Raw genomic sequence first — 20,231 nt, 5'->3', positions numbered from 1 at the left:
TATATTAAAATAAATTTTATCTCAAATAAAAATATCTACTTGCTAATTCAAGTAGATATTTTTGTTATATTAATTTTATAGACCTTCTAAATAGTCACGTATTTTGTCACTCTTACCTGGTCTTCTTAGTTTTCTAATCGCTTTCGCTTCAATTTGTCTTATACGTTCTCTTGTTACGTCAAATTCCTTACCTACATCTTCTAGAGTTTTAGGAACACCATCAATAAGTCCAAATCTCATTTCAATTACTCTCTTTTCTCTATCAGATAAAGATGAAAGTATTTCTTCAAGTTGTTCCTTAAGCATAGTCTGATTTGCTGCATCATCAGGAGCTAGAGCTTTCTCATCTTCTATAAAATCTCCTAAATGTGAATCATCTTCTTCTCCTATAGGAGCTTCTAAAGACACTGGCTCTTGAGCTATTTTTCTAACTTCTATAACCTTATCAACATCGATGCCCATTTCTTTTGCGATTTCTTCATTTGTAGGATTTCTTCCTAGTTCTTGAACTAATTGTCTTTGAACTCTCGATAATTTATTGATAGTTTCAACCATATGAACAGGAATTCTTATTGTACGAGCTTGATCCGCAATAGCTCTTGTAATAGATTGTCTAATCCACCAGGTAGCATATGTTGAAAATTTAAATCCACGTTTGTAGTCAAATTTTTCTACAGCCTTCATTAGACCTAAATTCCCCTCTTGAATTAAATCTAAAAAGCTCATCCCTCTACCTACGTATCTTTTAGCTATTGAAACTACAAGTCTTAAGTTTGTTTCAGCAAGCTTACCCTTAGCAAGCTTTCCAATTCTTGTTAATTTCTTTAGATATCTAATATCTTGTTGTGTTAAATCACTTCTACAAATTATCTTTTCGTTTAATTTACCTTTTTCAAAAATTTGTTTGATTTCATCATACTCGTCCATACTTAATGTACAAGTTTCTAAATCTTCACAATTTCCATTAATTCTATTCAAGATTTTTTCTAAACCAATATCAAGTATTTGGTAATTTTCTTCTTCATAAAACACTATATCTTTATTGAATTTACCATATCTCTCTCTAACAACTAAGTCAGAATACACATAATATTTTAATATTTCATATTTAACTTCTGTTGAAAGTTTTTCACTATCTGCTATTGGTTCAAAGTCAAGATCACTAAATTCTTTATAGAAACTTTCTTCAGTATCACCTTTTTCACTTATTTTTTTTGAAAGTTTTATAATGGAATCCTTGTTTTTATACACAAAGTTACTCGTACTTGAATATTCTTTTACATTTTTCCCATCTAAAACTATATCTTCATCTTTAGAAACTAATAGATCAAAAAGAACTGCCTGAATCATTTCTATAGAAATCATAATATCTTTTATTTTGAATTCTGATACTACAGACTTATCTAATCTTATTACTATTAAATCATTTAAAGCTTTAAGAATTTGAAGTTTATCCGTTTCATCTTTGGTCAATTCATCTTCTTGATTCGCAAATTTTCTCATATTATAAAGAAATTTAATTTCATCTAATCTCTCTTGAGAAATCTCTTCTCCAGCTTCTAATTTTGAATAGCCAAATAATATTTTCTTCGCTAAATCAAAATATGTTTGTTTCTTAGATAGTTCAACTTCTTCATCTATAGTATATGGTAGACCTTCAATCAACTTATACGCAATTGAACCTTCTTCCATTTCTTTAGCTAAAGCTATTTCTTCTTCTTTAGATAAAAGACTTAATTTACCAATCTCTTTAAGATACATCTTAACCGGATCATCTACAAAAGCACCCTTTATATCATTAAGATTTGTTTCTTCTTCCTCTTCATCATCTTCTTCTAAATCAGCAGAATCATCAATACTATCATAATCTATTTCACTTAAATCTGATTCTATTTCTTCATATCCATCTTTTAATAAATCTATATCACTTTCTGATAATTCTTTTCTTATTTTTTCTATTAAATCATCATCTAAAGTTGAAAAACCTTCAATTGACTCTAATTGAGATACTAAAATAGTCCCATTATTGTCTTCGGCTATCGATTTCGCTTCTTCTAGAATAGACAATCTGGTATTTTCTAATTCGATGTCTTTATCCTTCATAATTACCTCCTAAGTCAATTTCTTTAGTAATTCTTGATACTTATTGATTAAATCTTCGTTTGATACATCTTTAGTGAGATTTTCTTTTATCAATTTTAATTCTTCACTTAACTTTATTTTTTCTATCCTATCAATCAGTTCATTAATCACTTCTTCATTATCTGCATTTAGTTTTGCAACTGAAAAATAAGAAAACAAATTATGTTTTCTAAATAAATCAGATTCTAAAACACTCTCAGCAGCTATCTCCCCTTTATAAACTGAATCAATAGATTTAGAAATATTTAATAATTCTTTATCTTTTATAAAAATAAAATAGTCTTTTAGGCTATTATAATTATCTTTATTTGTAAGCGAATAAACGACTATCATTTTTTCTATATCATAAGTATCACTATTTTTCTCATTATCATAGATTGTTTCTCGAGTATTTAATTTATACCCATTATTATAAGTTTGAAAATTATTCCCAAATTTCGATTTCTTATTTTGATTAATTTTCTCTTCAACATCTTTTCTTAAAGAATCTGTAGTTACACCCAAAAATTTTGCAGCCTTATCTATATAAATATCTCTAACTGTATTTCCCTTAAATTCTGATAAAAATGTAATAACTTCTTTTATAAAATCAGATTTGTTAGGACTTAAATCCAAAAGTTTTTGTAATTTGAAGTCTATAGGATTTGTCGAATTTTTTAGTAATTTTTCAAATTCTTCCAGTCCATATTTACTTATATATTCATCTGGATCCATACCATCTGGAAACTCTAAAATCTCTAATTGAACATCCATATTTTTGAATATATCAATAGCTCTAAGAGTAGCTTTTATACCAGCTGTATCCCCATCATAAGCTATATATATTTCGTTACCGTATCTTTTAATAATCCTTGCTTGTTCTTCAGTTAAAGCTGTTCCCAAGGTTGCAGCTGAATAGTCAATGCCTTTATTATAAAGTCCGATAACATCCATATAACCTTCAACCAAAATTATCTTATTTTGATTTCTTGTCTTATTGAGAACATTTACACCATAAACATTGTTACGTTTCTTAAAAATTTCTGATTCTGGAGAATTTAAATATTTTATTTTATTATTAGTCAATGTACGTCCACCAAAACCAATAACTTTATTTTTATTATTTAATATCGGAAATATTAGTCTATCTTGAAATTTATCAACAATTCTATTATTGAATTGACTAACTAGACCAAGTTCTAGCATTTCCGAGTCTTCAACACCTTTTGATTTCAAATATTCATAAAGTCCATTATCATTTTTAGCATAACCTAAGAAAAATCTATTTAAAATCCTTTTACTAAGACCTCTTTTTTGCATATATTCTTGAGGAAAATCATCCGTTAGTAAATTTTTCATATAAAATTTAGCGGCCATTGAATTAATTTCATAAAGTCTTTTTCTTCTATCTATACTTTCTTGTGAACTATAACTTTCTTCTAAAGTCATACCATATTTATCCGCTAAAAATTTTAATGCATCTACATAATTGAGATTTTCAATTTTCATTATAAATGAAATGGCATCTCCTCTTTCATGACATCCAAAACAATGAAAATACCCTCTTTCTCTTGAAACAGAGAATGAAGGTGTTTTCTCATTATGAAACGGACACAATCCTTTGAAACTAGATCCTGCCCTTTTCAAATTTACATATTCAGAAATAATATCTACAATATCAAGCCTATCTTTAAGCTCATCTATTTGATCTTGTTTAATAAACCCCATAAAATCACTTCTAATTTTCTATATGTTCTATAATTTTAGCTGCCGTTTCTTCAATAGTTGATAATGAAACGTCAATTACAACACAACCTAATTCTTTATATAATTCTTTTGCATATTCTAACTCTTCAGTTATTCTTTCATCGGTAGCATACGAAGATTCTGAACTTAATCCTAGTGCTAACAATCTTTGATTTCTAATTTGATTTAATTTATCTTTATCTATAATTAGTCCTACAAGTTTCTTTGGATCTACACTATAGATTTCTTTTGGAATACTGACTTCTGGAACTAATGGTAAATTCGCTACTTTATATGATTTATTCGCCAAATAAACTGATAAAGGAGTTTTCGAAGTTCTTGAAACTCCAAGTAAAACTATATCAGCATCTAAAAAACCTTTAGGATTTTTTCCATCATCAAAATTCATAGCAAATTCTATAGCTTCAATCTTATGGAAATATTCATTATCTAGATCTCTCATCATTCCTGTTTTTCTATGAGCTTTCTCATCTAAAAAATCTTCTATCTTCTTAACAGGATCTAATAATAGATCTATAACAATAATATTTTCATTTTCATATGATTTAATCATATCAACTATTTCTTCAACAATAACAGTCAAAAGAACTATTGTCTTCTCTTCTCCAAGACCCTCAAATAAATTATCACATTGCTCTACACTAGTTATATTTGAAAATCTCTTTCTATTAAAATGTACATTTGGAAACTGAATAGTTAAAGCATTCGCTAATTGATTTACAGTTTCACCTGTTGAGTCCGAAATAACAAACAAATTAATCATAAGCCCTCTCTATCTTACTATCTTAGTTGGATCAAAGATTTCCTTTATTCTTTTATCTACACTTTTTATAATCGCAAGTCTAGCATTCTTAACATTTTCATCATCAGTCATTATATGCGTATTATCTAAATATTTATCCATTTCAAACACCAATTCATCTAATAAATCTAATGATTTTTCAAATGCACTTTCATTAATTGCATTGTCTATATCTTGTAATCTATATAGCTCATTATATATAACTTGATCTTCATCTTGCAAATATTCAGTATTTATCTCATCTGTTGTATAGTTGCTTGACATATTTACTATTCTTATATATCTATTTAAATCCTGATTAAATGATTCTTTAGATTCATTTCTTTGCGTTATTGTTTTCAGTTTTTGATACATTTGATAAATATTTAAATCTTTTTGATTAATTATTGAGTCAACAAAATCGTGTTTATATCCTTCATCGATTAGTAAATTTCTAAATCTTGTTCTTATAAATTCTTCAACTTTAGTGTTAACAGCTTCAAAATCAAAAGTTTCACCAAACATATCAACATATATATATAAAGCTTCTCTTATCATATTCTTTAAATCTAAATTTATTTTAAATTTCATAAGAATATTCAACATTCCTATTACAGCTCTTCTTTGACCATATGGATCTTGAGATCCTGTTACTTCAATACCTATTGAATATAAACCAACAATTGTATCTAGTTTATCAGCAATAGATAGGATACGTCCACTTGTAGTCTTTGGAAGTTCACCACCTGATTTAACCGGCATATATTGTTCTTCAATTGCTGTAGAAACTAGTTGTGATTCACCACTTTCTTCAGCAAAAATTCTACCCATTATACCCTGTAATTCCGTAAATTCAATTACTGTACTTGTAACTAAATCCGCCTTAGATAGGTATGCTGCTCTAGATGAGATATTAATCGCTTCTTGTCCGCACATCATATCTTCACCTATTATTTGAACTAATTTTTGAAGTCTATATGTTTTATCTAACATATTTCCAAGACCATCATGATAGCTTAAGCTTTCAAGTTCTTTTACATTATCTTCAAGATTTGTTTTTAAATCTTTTTCATAAAAGAATTTAGCATCTTCAAGTCTTGCAACTAGTACCTTTTCATTTCCCTTTACTACATTTTCTATACCCTTTTCATCACCATTTCTCACAGATATAAAATATGGTAATAAGTTTTCGCCATCTTCAACCGGGAAATATCTTTGATGATCTTTCATCGGAGTTATAATAACTTCTTTAGGTAATGATAAATATTTTGGATCAAACTCTCCAATAAAAGGAGTTGGGTATTCATTAATATGAATGATTTCTTCAAGCAAATCTTCATCTTCATGATACGCCCCACCTTTTTCTCTAGAAAGTCTATTTATACCTTTAAGAATCATTTTTCTTCTTTTTGATTCAGATATTATTACGAAGTTTTCTTCAAGCTTTGATTCGTATTCATCTATTGAATTAATTATTATTTCTGAACTCCCCAAAGTTCTATGTCCCTTAGTTATGTTTGATACTTGTATACCTTCTAAATCAAATTTTAAAACCTTATCATCTAGTATTGAAACTATCCATCTTATAGGTCTTAAAAATCTTAAGTTCTTACCACCCCATCTCATTTGACGTGGATTTGAAATATTTTTTATAATATTCGGAATTCCATCATGCAGAACTCCATTTATTGGCTTTGCCTTTTTTCTAATATATGCGTAAATATATTCTTCACCATTTAATTCTTCTATCACTAAATCTTTTAATTCTAGATTTTTTGATCTCATAAATCCTTGTAAAGCTCTTGAAGGATTTCCTTCTTCATCATAAGCTATTTTTTTTGATGGTCCTTTTATTTTTTCTTCTGAATTTTCTTCATTTAGTTTTATATTTTCTACTAAAATTGCAAATCTTCTAGGAGAACTATTTACTACGATTTCATCGTATAAATAATTATTTTCCTTTAAAATTTCTTCAATTTTATTTTTAAATTGTAACTTTGTCTGTTTGATATATTTAGCCGGAAACTCTTCAACTCCAACCTCAAGTAAATATCTATTCATTGCCCTCACCTTCTCCTAATAACGGAAAACCTAGTTCTTGTCTTTTTTCTATATGGTTTTGTGCCACTTGTTTCGCTAAATCTCTAACTTTTAATATATAACTATTTCTCTCTGAAACAGAAACTGCTCCTCTTGCGTCCAATATATTAAATACATGTGAACATTTCAACGTATAGTCATAAGCTGGTAAAACTAATTTTAATTCATTTAATCTATTAGCTTCCTTTTCATACATATCAAATAGCTTAAACAACATTTCAACATCCGCTTCTTCAAAAGAATAAACTGAATTTTCATATTCTGCTGTTTTGAATAAATCTCCATATTTTATATCATCATTCCATAATAAATCATATACTGAGTCAACATTTTGAATATACATAGCAAGTCTTTCTATACCCATTGTAATCTCACATGACTCAATTTCTAGAGGAATACCTCCAATTTGTTGGAAATATGTGAATTGTGTTATTTCCATTCCATCTAGCCACACTTCCCAACCTACACCCCAAGCTCCAAGTGTAGGAGATTCCCAGTTATCTTCAACAAATCTTACATCATGCATTGATAAATCAATCCCAATTATTTCTAAAGATTTCAAATATATATCCTGAATATTATCAGGAGATGGTTTTAATATAACTTGTAATTGGTGATGTTGATAAAGTCTGTTTGGATTTTCTCCATATCGTCCATCAGACGGTCTTCTTGAAGGTTCTACATATACCGTTTTCCAAGGTTCCGGTCCCAAAGCATGTAAAAAAGTATGCGGACTCATAGTTCCCGCTCCCTTTTCAATATCATATGCTTCTAATATGATTGCACCATGATCAGCCCAATATTTTTTTAACTTTTCCATCATTTCTTGTAAATGCATACATCCTCCATTATTTTATACCTATAATTTTTGAGACCATCTTATATGAAGCTGGTACATTTATTCCTGTATTATATATAATAAAATCCATCAATAATTTGAGTATTTTCTTCTCAAATTCACCCGTATGTATTATATCTATATTTTCATACACTTCTAATAGTATTCGGCATAAATACTCATATTCTTCTTGATTTAACCTTATCGAATTAAATTCCATGTCATTCTCACAAAGAATTCCACCCTTGTCACAAGAAAAATATACTTCCTTAAATTTGTTTTTTCCACATTTCACACAATTAAATAATCTAGGTTTATAACCTATCATTGATATGTACTTTATCAGAAATATATTTAATATTAAAATTTGATTTTTTGAATTTTCTAAATATTGTAATGTTTTTTTTAATAATAAATAAACTATTTCGTTTTTCTCATTTTTTATAGACGTGTTTTCAATTATATCAAAAAACAATTGTGTAATATAGATTTTGCCAATATCTTTTCTTAATTCATAATTATTTGAAATAATTTCTCCATCTTTAAGATAATAAAAATTATGTGATTTATTTATTTCAAAATTTGCGATAGTAAATGGTGACACAAGATTTTGTTTTTTTGACTTTGGATTTTTCACGCCTTTAGCCATTAATGTTATAATTCCTTCTTCCAAAGAAAATAAAGTTAATATTTTACTTGTTTCACCATAATCTGTTGATCTAAATACTATTGCTTCTATATTAAATGTATCCAAAATCTTTAACCCTAGAATCTTTTTTACGCCAATCTTTAGCAACTTTAACCCATATCTTAAGATTTACTTTTGAATCCATTAGATTTTGAATATCTACTCTAGCTTGAGAACCTATTTTTTTAAGCATAGATCCTCCTTTTCCTATCACCATACCCTTGTGAGAATTTTGTTCAACATAGAGATTTACTTCAATATCTAAAATATCTTTATCTTCTCTTTGTTTTATCGATAAAACTTCGACTGCTATACCATGTGGTATTTCATCATACATATTCAAAAGAGCTTTTTCTCTAACTATTTCTGCTACTATATTTCTTTCAGGCTGATCTGTTATATAGTCTGAAGGATAATACATTGGCCCTTCTTCAAAAATTTCATATATTGCAGAAAAATATTCATCAAAATTTCTTTCTTCCAAAGCAGAAATAGGTATAACTTTTTCAAATCTTTCAAGATTCTCAAATTTTAACTTCAAATCATCGATTTGTTTTTGATCAGTTGCTAAATCAATCTTATTTATTAATAATATTATTTTTGTATCTACATCTTCTAAAGTTTCTAAAATATACTGATCCAATTTACCTATATCTTCACTTAAATCAACTATAAAAGTTATCAAATCTACTTCATTGAGTGTAGACTTTGAAATATTTAACATATAGTCTCCAAGTTTATTTTTTGGATTTTGTATACCAGGCGTATCTAAAAATATAGCCTGCATTTTTTCATCTGTATACACCATCTGTATTTTATTTCTTGTTGTCTGTGGTTTATCTGAAATAATTGAAATTTTTTCTCCAACTAATCCATTTAATAATGTTGACTTCCCAACATTTGGTCTTCCTATAACCGTTACAAATCCTGACTTAAACATAACACTCCTATAAATGAACACTAAATAATCCTAAAGCTATTAAAACACCTAAAAAAGAACCTATTATCACTTCTTTTTTTGTATGAATACCACTCTCATATCTTGATTCAGCCACTAGAATCGCTAAGCTGACTAATAGAAATGTAATAGAGAAATCTCTCGATATAATAGAACCTATTGTCGCTATATTAAAAGCTAATGCTGAATGTCCTGAAACTGATCCACCAAATAAATGTGTAGTATCTTTTTTATAAAATATTCCCTTAAGTAATAAAACCAATATCAATACTAACGCTATGGATAAAACAGCCAAATGTTCTTTATTTTTTATAACTCTTTCAACTACTGAATTTCCTTCTAATATTTGTTTTACTTTTGGATATATTAGTAAATATCCAACTATCACTGCATTTATAGCAGTTAATAATACCGCTCCAGCAGAAATATCCTTAACTCTTTTAGCTAATATATGATATTTATTATCAGTAACTAAATCTGTCAACGTCTCAATAGCAGTGTTAAATAATTCGGCACAAAGTACTAACACTATAGTAATCGCAACTATGATAAGTTCTATTCTTGTAAAATTCAAGAAAAATGAACCAGACAAAATACCAATCGCTAATACTATATGTATTATCATATTTCTCTCAGAGCTTACGCTTTGAATAATACCATTTATAGCATTATTGAACGAATCAATTAATTTGCTATTGTTTTTTATTTTTTTACTTTCTTTATCATCATAAGGTTTCATTTAAATATACCTAATTTTTTCATTATTTCTTTTTCTTTATTACGCATTTCAGTTCTTTCATCTTCTTCGATATGATCATATCCTAAAAGATGTAAAAGTGAATGAACAGTTAAATACACAAATTCTCTTTCTTGACTATGTCCAAACTCTTCAGCCTGTTCAACCACTCTTTTTGAACAAATAACTATATCTCCTAACATTCCTTCTGATGGAATTTCATCTCTTTCAAATAGAGGAAAACTTAATACATCAGTTACACTATCAACTCCCCTATATTCTTTATTTAGTTGTCTTATCTCCTCTTCATCAACTACAGAAATAGAAATTTCATAATCATCTCCATAGTCCAAATGGTTTAAAGAAGTTTTTAAAGCTTTTTTTATTTTTTCTTCAAATTTTTTCTCAATTTTTAATTTGTTATTTTGATTGTTTATTAAAATCTCCATCTTGAATCCTTTTTTCATATTCATCATATGCATCTATAATTCTTTGAACCAATGGATGTCTAACAACATCATTTTTGTCAAAATCAACAAACTCTATTCCTTTTATGTTTTTAAGGATATTTCGTATTGTTATAAGCCCTGATTTTTTACCTCTAGGCAAATCAAGTTGAGTAATATCCCCTGTAATAATCGCTTTTGAACCATATCCTAGTCTTGTTAAAAACATTTTCATTTGTTGAGGTGTTGTATTTTGAGCCTCATCTAATATAACAAATGCATTATCAAGAGTACGCCCCCTCATATAAGCAAGTGGCGCTACTTCTATAGCTCCTCTTTCAATTAACTTTTGATATGTTTCTGGACCCATAATTTCATATAAAGCATCATATAAAGGTCTTAAATATGGATCTATTTTCTCTTGCAAATCACCAGGTAGAAAACCTAAGCTTTCTCCCGCTTCAACTGCTGGTCTTGTTAAAATAATTCTATTTATTTCCTTATTCTTAAAAGATTCAATAGCCATCGCCATAGCTAAATATGTCTTACCTGTACCTGCAGGCCCAATCCCAAAAACTATACCATTATCTCTAATAATATCTACATATCTCTTTTGACCAATAGTCTTTGGTCTTATAGGTTTTCCTTGATATGTGGTAACTACTATATCATTAAGATAACTTTTTATATTTTCAGAATTTTCTTGTTTTTCCATGCTTACTGCATATCGAACATCTTCAAAAGTTAAAATACCCTTAACTTCAATAATTTCAAAAAGTACATCAAATAGATGAGTTACAAGTGGCAATATTTGTTCATTACCTCTAATATGTAATCCATCATCTGATACCTTTATTTTTATACCAAATTCTCTTTCTATATATATAATATTTTTATCTAAATTTCCAAATAGAGTATTAATCTGACTTGGTTTTTTTAGTTCATATAAAATTTCTTTAATATTAACCTCCAATTACTGAAAAGTATAGAGATAATATCTCTATACTTTTTTTTCAAAAATTGTACTATAGATAAATGCATCTCTTGCACCATTTCTACTTTTCAATATTTGTTTATATTTTTTTGTTCTTTTTTTATTTTCTAAATTAGTAAATTCCAAAATATCATTTTTCTCTCTTTGAAGACTCTTAGCTTCCGCCTTTCTTTTAGTCTCTTTATATCTTTTAAGTCTTTCCTCAATAGGAATATCTTCGATATTTTTATTTGCTTCCGCTTCAATAGGAGTCTTAGATTCTGTCAGATTTTCCCTTTTAATATTTGTTTTTACAGAAGACTTTTCACCTGATTTATAATTTTTATTCTTATATTCTTTTTCTATTCTTTGTAAAAATTCTTCCGCCTTTTTACCACTTTTATTTATTCTATCTTTTCTAGTCTCGTCTGACTTTAGTTGATCTGATACAACTTCAACTCCAATCTCTGCAAGTTCAGATAAAAGATCTGTAATTAAACCCATATTATTCTCCTTCTGTTGGGTTTAACTCATCACCTGCGATAGAATTTCTCATATCAGTGTCAGCTATGACATTTTGTAATTTATAATAGTCCATATATCCCATCTTACCTGACTTCAACGCTTCAGCTAGTGCAAGTGGAACTTCTGATTCTGCTTCAACTACTTTTGCTCTCATTCGTCTTACTTCTGCTTGCATTTCTTGTTCTTGAGCAACAGCCATAGCTCTTCTTTCTTCAGCTTTAGCTTGAGCTATCTTCTTATCTGTTTCTGCTTGATCAGCTTGAAGTGCAGCACCTATATTTCTTCCTACGTCAACATCTGCTATATCAATAGATAAGATTTCAAAAGCAGTACCTGAGTCTAAACCTTTAACAAGAACATTCTTTGATATAATATCTGGATTTTCTAAAACTTCTTTATGTGTTGTTGATGAACCTACTGTAGTTACGATACCTTCACCAACTCTTGCGATTATAGTTTCTTCACCAGCACCACCAACCAATCTATTTAAATTTGCTCTCACTGTTACTTTTGCAATAGCTCTAATTTCAATACCGTCCATTGCTACCGCTGCAATTATTGGTGTTTGTATAACTTTTGGATTTACAGATATTTGTACCGCTTCGAATACATCTCTACCAGCTAAATCTATAGCTGCAGCTTGTTCAAATTCAAGATCTATGTCAGCTCTTTGAGCTGCAATCAACGCATCCACTACTTTACTTACATTACCACCTGATAGATAATGTGCTTCTAATTCATTAATATTTATTTTAATTCCACCCTTTGTTGCCTTAATAAGCGGATTAATTATTTTAGAAGGAGCTACTCTTCTCATTCTCATACCAATAAGTGTACCAAGGCCTACTTTAACTCCTGAAAATGCAGCTGTAATCCACAATCCAACAGGAATAAATCTAAAGAATATCGTTATAAAAATTATTACTAGTATTCCAATGATTCCCATACTAAAAAATCCACTATTATCTAATAATGCTATAATCATAATTATCTCCTATTTATTTTACAATATAAAGTGCTTCCTTCGACTTTATCTACAATTACTGTGTCACCTTTATCAATAAAGTCTCCATAGCTTGTTGCTACATATACTTTCCCTTCAATTTCAATCTCTCCATAAGGTCTTAATGTTTTGTTTACAATACCTGTCTTTCCTATTAAATCTTTCGTATCTAAATTTGGACCATTTCCTTTAGCTTTAGACAAGCTAGTATTTAATACTATTTTATTAGTATCCATATTTTTTACAAAAAACTTCACGAGTATAAAATCTAATATTAAAGTTATAAATATAGATAGTAGAATATACATAACAACATTTTCAATATTTCCAGCTGCAAGTATTGATTCAAATATCAGATACGCTCCAGTTATACCGAAAATTCCAAAACCAGGTACGAAAATCTCTATTGAAACTAAAGTCAATGCAATAGTTAACAACAATGTAAATAGTACTGGGTTTGTTATAAACTCTTTAAGCATACAACCTCCTTGTAAAACGGGATTATTTTAATAACAACTTTAATCCACTTATACAATTTAATTATACCTTAAAATCAATATATCATGCAATAAATTAACGATATTTTATTTAGAAAATTAAAAAGTCTACCAAATATAAGGTAGACTCTAAAATTTTATATTTAAGGAATTATCCTCTTCTTTTTTTTCTCTTAGCTGCGTCAAGTTTTCTCTTTCTTACAACGCTTGGTTTTTCATAAAACTCTTTTCTTTTGTATTCTGATAAAACTCCAGTACGAGCACATTGTCTTTTAAATCTCTTTAAAGCACTGTCGATTGATTCGTTTTCACCAACTTTAACTTCTGTCATGTATTTCACCTCCCCACATGCTTTAGTCACCATTGAGGTTTACCTGAACATTATATATTAAATATATTTATATTTCAAGTATTAATGTGTTTAAATATTAATATCTCCTAATTCATATTGAATCATAGAAATTAAAGCGATTGCTGCAGTTTCTGTCCTTAGTATTCTTTTTCCAAGATTTACTATATTTGCACCAATTCTTTCAAATTTCTTAACCTCTTCTTCAGAAAATCCACCTTCAGGACCTATAATTATATTTATTTCTTTAGGTTTATCTTTTTGTAAAATATCTCTTAAACTATTACCACGATTTTCATAAGCAAGTATAGTATATGAATTTTTCAACTCTTCAAGCATTTCATTAAAACTAAGTAATCTACTTACCTTAGGTATATATGTTCTTTTAGATTGTTTAGCCGCAGATTCTGCAATTTCACTATATCTTTCTAATTTTTTCTTTTCTTTCTTATTATCCCATTTTACAATTGTTCTTTCAGACTCAAAAGGTACAATTTCATTTACTCCAAGTTCTATAGATTTTTGAATAATCCACTCAAATTTATCTGATTTTGGAAGTCCTTGATAAAGATTAATCCTAATATCAGACTCATTTTCATCTATTCTTTTTGATATTATATTTGCAATTTTTTCTCCATTAAAATCGATAAGTTTTGATAAATAAACGATACCATTTATTACAATTTCAATTTCTTCATCTTCTGCTATTCTAAGAACTTTTATGTGCTTTAAATTAGACTTATTAAGTAATATTTTATCTTCTTGTAGAGAAGTTTCATCTTCAAAAAACCTAAACATTTTTTCTCCTTGCAGATAATAGAACCCAATCATTTTTATATACTTTATCTATTAATTCAAAATCATTTTCTTCTAAAGCTTGCAATACTAAATTCTCTTTTTCTCTAATAATTCCAGAAAGAATAAGTATACCTTTTTCTTTCAGATATTCATTTGTTTCAGATAGCATTTTTACAAGTATTTCTGCTAATATATTAGCAAATATAATATCATATTTCTTTTCTACATTCGAAAATAAATCCGAGATAAAAGCATTAACTTCTACATTATTTATATTTGAATTTTCAATTGTAGAATCTACTGCAATTTGATCAATATCACAGGCATCAACATTTTTAGCATTTAATTTTTTTGACAATATAGATAATATTCCTGATCCGCATCCTATATCTAAGATATCCCTATCTTTCATATCCATTTGTTCAACATATTCCATGCACATTGAAGTTGTTTCATGTGTGCCCGTTCCAAACGCCATCTTAGGATCAATTTCTATTATTATTCTATCGGTATCTCTACTTTCTTCCCATGAAGGTTTAACTAATATAGATTTCCCTATTTCAAATGATTTGTATGACTTTTTCCATTCTTCTTCCCAGTTTGAATTATCAATTAACTCTTTTTCATATTCGAAGTCTTCTATATTTTGATTCATAAAATCTAAGAATTTAGAAATTTCTTTCAATCCTTTTTCACTATCTTCAAAATATACTCCATAGGAAATATTATTTTCATCCTTTATATCAAATTCTGCAATATCCCATTCTGGTAATTCTTTCAATATTTCCATCTTTTCTATAGGATCATCAACTTCAAATCCTATTGTTTCAAAATTAAAAATATTTAATTGTATCAATTCGTCATATTTTCTATCTAATATAAACTTTATTAAATAGTAATTATCCATTTTTACTCCATCCTTAAAATAATAGTCGACATAGGATAAATATCCAAAGATATAATTTCATTGTTTCTAAATTTTACTTTAGCTTGTCCCATTTCCATTTCAAACTTTTCAAAAATACCAATTTCAGATAAATCTATATCAAAATTTTCTTCTTTTTCAGACTTACTCCACACTATTATATATGCTTCATCTTCTGTAAATCTAGTAAATGCAAATACATCTCCTTTTGCATATATCACTTTAAATCCACCAAATTGAAAAGCTTCTTTTTTAGTTTTTAAATAAATTAATTTTTTATATAAATCATGTGTTTTAGTTTCTATTTCATTTAGATTTTCATCCCAATTCATCGGGTATCTACATCCTTCATAGGAATTAATATGACCATCCAAGTAAACTTCATCTCCATAATAAATATTTACAGCTCCAGGAATTCCAAATAATGTAGTTATCGCACCTACATATTTTTCGTAAGATATTTCCGGGTTATTATTTAACCTTGTTATATCATGACTATTTACTAAATTAAACATTTGATAGTTAATCATATCAGCTTGATTTACCATTGTTTGTAATATTCTTTCTTTTAGATTTTCTGCTGAAAAATATGGTTTTAGTATAGATAACTTTTCATTTCTTCTAGTAAATACATCTATTTCTCCAGCAAATTCTCTAATTGGAAGATTTGAACCAAAATAGTTCATAGTAGAATCCCATCTCTTTCCATTATACATTTCTGGAGCATCTTGCCACTCTTCTGAGAGTATTAGAGCATTTTTATTTACAGATTTTACAGCCTCATTTATTTCTTCCCAAACCTCATAATAAACATTTAGTTTTTCGTTTCTAGCCATTACATCCGCTACATCAAATCTCCATCCATCAATATTATATGGTTCCTTTAAATATTTTTTAATAACAGAATTTTTATCTCTATAAATTATGTCTCGTAATTTTTGACTTCCATAATTTAAAACTGGCATTGTATCAACACCATTCCATTTATAATAAGAACCATCATCTTCTATAAAATAAAATTCTCGATATTCAGAATCTGGATTATTATAGGCTCCTATTGATTTATCATAAAATTCTCCATCTTTATTAAACCATTTTGCTGATGAAGATGTATGATTTATCGAAATATCTAAAATAACTTTCATTCCTCTTTTATGAATTTCTTTAGAAAGTTCTATAAAAGCTTCATCACCTCCAAGAGTTGGATCTATTTCAAAATAATCAAGAGCATCATATTTGTGCATAGTTGGCGATTTGAAAATAGGATTTAGATAAATAGCATTAATTCCTAATTCTTGTAAATAATCTAATTTTTCAATTATACCGTAGAAATCCCCGCCATAAAAATCTAAATTTTTAGTAATCGGCCATTCATAAGGTTTCTCATTCCAACTCATAGTTATAGGTCTTTTTCCTTGATATATATAATCTTCACTTTTTATAGTAATAGAATCATCACCATTTCTAAATCTGTCGGGAATTATTTGATAAAATACTGTTTTACTCATCCAAGATGGCGCATTGTAATTTACAAGAATTTTAAAATTATTTGAATTATCAAGTCTATAATTAAAAGCTCCCCTTTTATTGAAGTAATAAACTTCATCTATTGTAGTTAGTATAAATATATAAGAAAAAATATCCTCTCTCATTTTAACTTTTGTCGTATAATAAGAAAGTCCATTTTTTTCATAGTCAAATTCCATTTGTTGAATAACTTCTTCACCAAATTTTCTATATCTAATAAATACATCTTTTATTTTGTCATTTTTTAAAAATCTACATTTAACATCAATTTCATCCCCTATTTTAGGAAATGGATTTGAAACAAAATATTTTGTTGAATCGTGATAAAAACTATTTATTATTCTTTTCATATAATCCTCACAATATATTCTTTATATATAGTATATATTAATATTTGTAAATTTAAGAAAAATTTATTCTTTAATCTAATTTCAATCTATTTTATAATGCTCTTTTTGATATTCTTAAAAGCTATTATGCGTTTTTTATTACTATATAATAAAGAACAGTAAATTTAATTCTAAAATTTACTGTCCTTTTATAATATTGGTACCTGTTTTATATTATGCTAATGACCCCATTGGATCCCATGGTTTTAGTTTAATAGGTTCTTTTTCATACGCATCTATTATTTCTTTTGATAGATGTTTTTTATTGATTAAAGCTTGATACATATATTCTTCAAACCATTCATCACTCATAACTAAGAAACCTTTTTCTCCTGATTTATCTCCCCATGAATTTTCTACTCTATATCTATCCACCGTATTATTTTCTTTATCATAGTTACATCCCATAAATACCATGGCATGTGTCATTAATGATTCATTGTAATCTAGTCTATCTTCTTTATTAAAATCATAATCTACATCAAACATATCCATAACATTAACAGTTTCTAAATCTAGTCTTGAATTTTTTCTATAGAAAAATTGTCCAACATCACAACCAAACCATACTGGTTCATTGTCTCTTAATTGATCTAATACTGCTTTTTTCATGTCTTCTATTTCAACATTTACATATTTTACTCTATCCCCTTCTAATACATTACCTAGATATTCTACAGTATATGAATTTAAGAAAGGTTTATCTTTAGTAGGCGCATTTATTACTGAAATATATTGATCTAAATCCATATCTATTAATTCAAAAAATTCTTTTGGAGTTAAATCTTTATGAGATATGAAATTATCATCTTTATCTCTTGCTTCAAAATCTATCTTTGTTGGTGGAGTACCTAAAGATATAGCTAAAACATTATATACTTTTTCAATGTATCCTTTAATCATTCTCTCTAATTCATCATGAGATTTTCCTTCATTATGGGCTTTTCTTAAATTTTTCGCATACATTCTTAGTATTTTTGTTAGGTAAGAATTCATTTGAGCACTTGCAGATGAATTAGTAGTTTCAGGCATTGCATTTTTTGGCACAATACCATATTTTTTTATAATATTTTTAATCATATCCCATTGTCCACCATCACCCATAGGATCAGTTAAAATATGTGAAACTAATCTAGAATCTAATTCTTCATCCAAAGTTTCTAAAATTGAATTAAAGAAATAATTCGCTCTTTCTAATTTATCAAAGAAATAAATATATGATTGTGATAATTCAAATTCATTTAAATTATATTTATTACATAATTTATATTCCATAACATTTAATGCCGCAAAAATCCAGCATCTACCAGATGCCTTTTGGTTTCTAATTTTAGTCTCTTTAATATTTATATTAAATTCATGTCTATTTGATCTGGTTTCAGTTAAATCTATGCTTGCATCTAGGATTCCATTATTTGATGCAGCTCTTTGAGCTATTCTTAAAGCTCTATCAGAATTGAATCTTTTTTCTTGTTCATCCAATATCCTTTTATCAATTTTCATAATTACCTCCAATAATTATATTTAAACAATATTATATACCTTTAAATAAATTGAATCAAATTTCTATAATAAAAAAGTGACCTAGACCAAATGTCTAGATCACCCTTTTTAATATATATACATATATATATTAACTATTAATCTTCTTTTTTGTTTCTTTTAACAAGAGTTAATGCTCCAGATGCAACTGCTAAAGCAATCGCTGATAACATAATACCAGCATCTCCTGTTCTAGGATTATTTTTGCCTGGTTTAGTTTTTTCAGGTGTTTCTTTTTCAGTTTCACTTGGTGTTTCTTTTTCAGTTTCACCTGGTGTTTCTTTTTCAGTTTCACCTGGTGTTTCTTCTTCAGTTTCACCCGGTGTTTCAGGTTCTTCCGGAGTTTCTTGTTCATTATTTGACTCTTCTCTTTCCCATTGAGCTACAAATGTATGTTCACCCTCAACTGTATATTCATCACCAGGTTGATATTCTGAACCTTTCCAGAATAAGAATTTATATCCTTCTCTTTCTGGTGCTTCTAAAATTTCAATAACATCACCTTTATTTGCTTCTATAACTCTATCATCAGCGCTACCATCTGCCCACACACCTTCGTTTGGATCAAATGTTAATTTAACACTTTCAGGTTCTTCTTGAGTTTCTTCTTCTACAGCTTTTACTTGTACATATACAGTTCTGTTACCTAAACTATCTCCATTTGCTCTTACTGGATATGTTAGTGTGTTTTCTGTTAGTTCATTTCCTTTTTCATCTACTAACTTAACTACTTCATATCCTGGTGTTTCTAGTTCAAATGAATGTGTTCCTTTTGATAACATTAATACTGTTAATTCTCTTCCTGTTAATACTGATGTTTTATCACCTTTGTTTTCATCTTTTACTACTACATTAAATCCTTTTATTACATCTATATTTAATGCATCAGTTGAATATTTTCCACTAAATTCTTCTTCATGGAATACAAATTTTGCTTTTGCATTTTCTGATGTAATGATTGCGACTATTGTTGTATCTTCATTTATTTCTATTTCATCACCAGCTTGGTTTGTTACACTGTATTTTCCACCATTTACATTGTATCCTAGTAATACTTTTCCTTCTGGTAGTTCTAATTCTGGTAATGTTATTTTTGTTCCTTTTGATACTTCTTGTGTTTCTGGTAACACTACATCTTCGTGTGTATTTGAATTTACTTTGTATTCTACTTTAACAGTATCTTCTACTAATTTAAATGCTCCCCATACTCTATTACTTGAAGCTGTAATTAGATTTTCTTTTGATACTTCTAAAGTAAATTCATTTTT

Annotated in this window: 19 protein-coding genes; all 19 read right to left on the bottom strand. The window is 27.9% G+C overall.

Annotated elements, in window-relative coordinates:
• Positions 1-75 precede the first annotated feature (75 nt).
• Positions 76-2,103: an RNA polymerase sigma factor RpoD gene (gene rpoD, locus G534_RS08640; protein ID WP_027348497.1), complete on the bottom strand. Its 2,028-nt coding sequence runs from the start codon at positions 2,101-2,103 to the stop codon at positions 76-78.
• A gap of 9 nt (positions 2,104-2,112) precedes the next feature.
• Entirely contained in the window at positions 2,113-3,849 is a 1,737-nt protein-coding gene (gene dnaG / locus G534_RS0107170) for a DNA primase (RefSeq protein ID WP_027348496.1), read from the bottom strand.
• A 10-nt stretch (positions 3,850-3,859) separates the two neighbouring features.
• Positions 3,860-4,651: a pyruvate, water dikinase regulatory protein gene (locus G534_RS0107165; protein ID WP_027348495.1), complete on the bottom strand. Its 792-nt coding sequence runs from the start codon at positions 4,649-4,651 to the stop codon at positions 3,860-3,862.
• Between the two features lie 9 nt (positions 4,652-4,660).
• Complete coding sequence (glyS, locus tag G534_RS0107160; RefSeq protein WP_027348494.1) at positions 4,661-6,730, bottom strand: glycine--tRNA ligase subunit beta; 2,070 nt, start codon at positions 6,728-6,730, stop codon at positions 4,661-4,663.
• The gene (gene glyQ, locus G534_RS0107155; protein ID WP_027348493.1) at positions 6,723-7,607 is read right to left on the bottom strand and encodes a glycine--tRNA ligase subunit alpha; all 885 of its coding nucleotides are present in this window, start codon (positions 7,605-7,607) and stop codon (positions 6,723-6,725) included. The genes glyS and glyQ overlap by 8 nt, the downstream gene beginning before the upstream one ends.
• Positions 7,608-7,617: 10 nt before the next feature.
• Complete coding sequence (gene recO / locus G534_RS0107150; RefSeq protein WP_027348492.1) at positions 7,618-8,361, bottom strand: DNA repair protein RecO; 744 nt, start codon at positions 8,359-8,361, stop codon at positions 7,618-7,620.
• Positions 8,348-9,235 carry a GTPase Era gene (gene era / locus G534_RS0107145; protein ID WP_027348491.1) on the bottom strand — a complete coding sequence of 296 codons (888 nt, stop codon included), beginning with the start codon at positions 9,233-9,235 and terminating at the stop codon, positions 8,348-8,350. The genes recO and era overlap by 14 nt, the downstream gene beginning before the upstream one ends.
• A gap of 7 nt (positions 9,236-9,242) precedes the next feature.
• Positions 9,243-9,992, bottom strand: coding sequence for a diacylglycerol kinase (locus G534_RS0107140; RefSeq protein WP_051177470.1), 750 nt, complete (start codon positions 9,990-9,992; stop codon positions 9,243-9,245).
• Complete coding sequence (ybeY, locus tag G534_RS0107135; protein WP_027348489.1) at positions 9,989-10,438, bottom strand: rRNA maturation RNase YbeY; 450 nt, start codon at positions 10,436-10,438, stop codon at positions 9,989-9,991. The genes G534_RS0107140 and ybeY overlap by 4 nt, the downstream gene beginning before the upstream one ends.
• Positions 10,410-11,408, bottom strand: coding sequence for a PhoH family protein (locus G534_RS0107130; protein ID WP_027348488.1), 999 nt, complete (start codon positions 11,406-11,408; stop codon positions 10,410-10,412). Before G534_RS0107130 ends, ybeY begins: the two co-directional genes overlap by 29 nt.
• Before the next feature lie 27 nt (positions 11,409-11,435).
• On the bottom strand, positions 11,436-11,912 hold the full coding sequence (locus G534_RS08210) for a hypothetical protein (protein WP_034596124.1): 477 nt from the start codon (positions 11,910-11,912) through the stop codon (positions 11,436-11,438).
• 1 nt (position 11,913) lies between these two features.
• Positions 11,914-12,879 (bottom strand): flotillin-like protein FloA, encoded by a 966-nt coding sequence (gene floA, locus G534_RS0107120; RefSeq protein WP_205617673.1) that lies wholly within the window; start codon positions 12,877-12,879, stop codon positions 11,914-11,916.
• A 41-nt stretch (positions 12,880-12,920) separates the two neighbouring features.
• On the bottom strand, positions 12,921-13,415 hold the full coding sequence (locus G534_RS08205; RefSeq protein WP_051177469.1) for an NfeD family protein: 495 nt from the start codon (positions 13,413-13,415) through the stop codon (positions 12,921-12,923).
• Positions 13,416-13,584: 169 nt separating this feature from the next.
• Positions 13,585-13,764, bottom strand: a complete 180-nt coding sequence (gene rpsU / locus G534_RS0107110) for a 30S ribosomal protein S21 (RefSeq protein ID WP_027348486.1) — start codon at positions 13,762-13,764, stop codon at positions 13,585-13,587.
• A gap of 90 nt (positions 13,765-13,854) precedes the next feature.
• A complete protein-coding gene (locus tag G534_RS0107105) occupies positions 13,855-14,580 on the bottom strand; it encodes a 16S rRNA (uracil(1498)-N(3))-methyltransferase (protein ID WP_027348485.1) in 726 nt (241 codons plus the stop codon).
• A complete protein-coding gene (gene prmA / locus G534_RS08200) occupies positions 14,573-15,487 on the bottom strand; it encodes a 50S ribosomal protein L11 methyltransferase (protein WP_051177468.1) in 915 nt (304 codons plus the stop codon). Before prmA ends, G534_RS0107105 begins: the two co-directional genes overlap by 8 nt.
• 2 nt (positions 15,488-15,489) lie before the next feature.
• Positions 15,490-17,382 (bottom strand): glycoside hydrolase family 13 protein, encoded by a 1,893-nt coding sequence (locus G534_RS0107095; protein ID WP_027348484.1) that lies wholly within the window; start codon positions 17,380-17,382, stop codon positions 15,490-15,492.
• Between the two features lie 213 nt (positions 17,383-17,595).
• Positions 17,596-18,924, bottom strand: a complete 1,329-nt coding sequence (locus tag G534_RS0107090; protein ID WP_027348483.1) for a C1 family peptidase — start codon at positions 18,922-18,924, stop codon at positions 17,596-17,598.
• A gap of 137 nt (positions 18,925-19,061) precedes the next feature.
• On the bottom strand, positions 19,062-20,231 hold a 1,170-nt coding region (locus G534_RS08195; RefSeq protein WP_034596121.1), incomplete at its 5' end, for an InlB B-repeat-containing protein.

This window comes from Helcococcus sueciensis DSM 17243, from assembly GCF_000423145.1.
GTDB lineage: Bacteria > Bacillota > Clostridia > Tissierellales > Peptoniphilaceae > Helcococcus > Helcococcus sueciensis.
The sequence above is the reverse complement of the archived record's forward strand: the minus strand, read 5'-3'. Positions and strand labels throughout refer to the sequence as shown.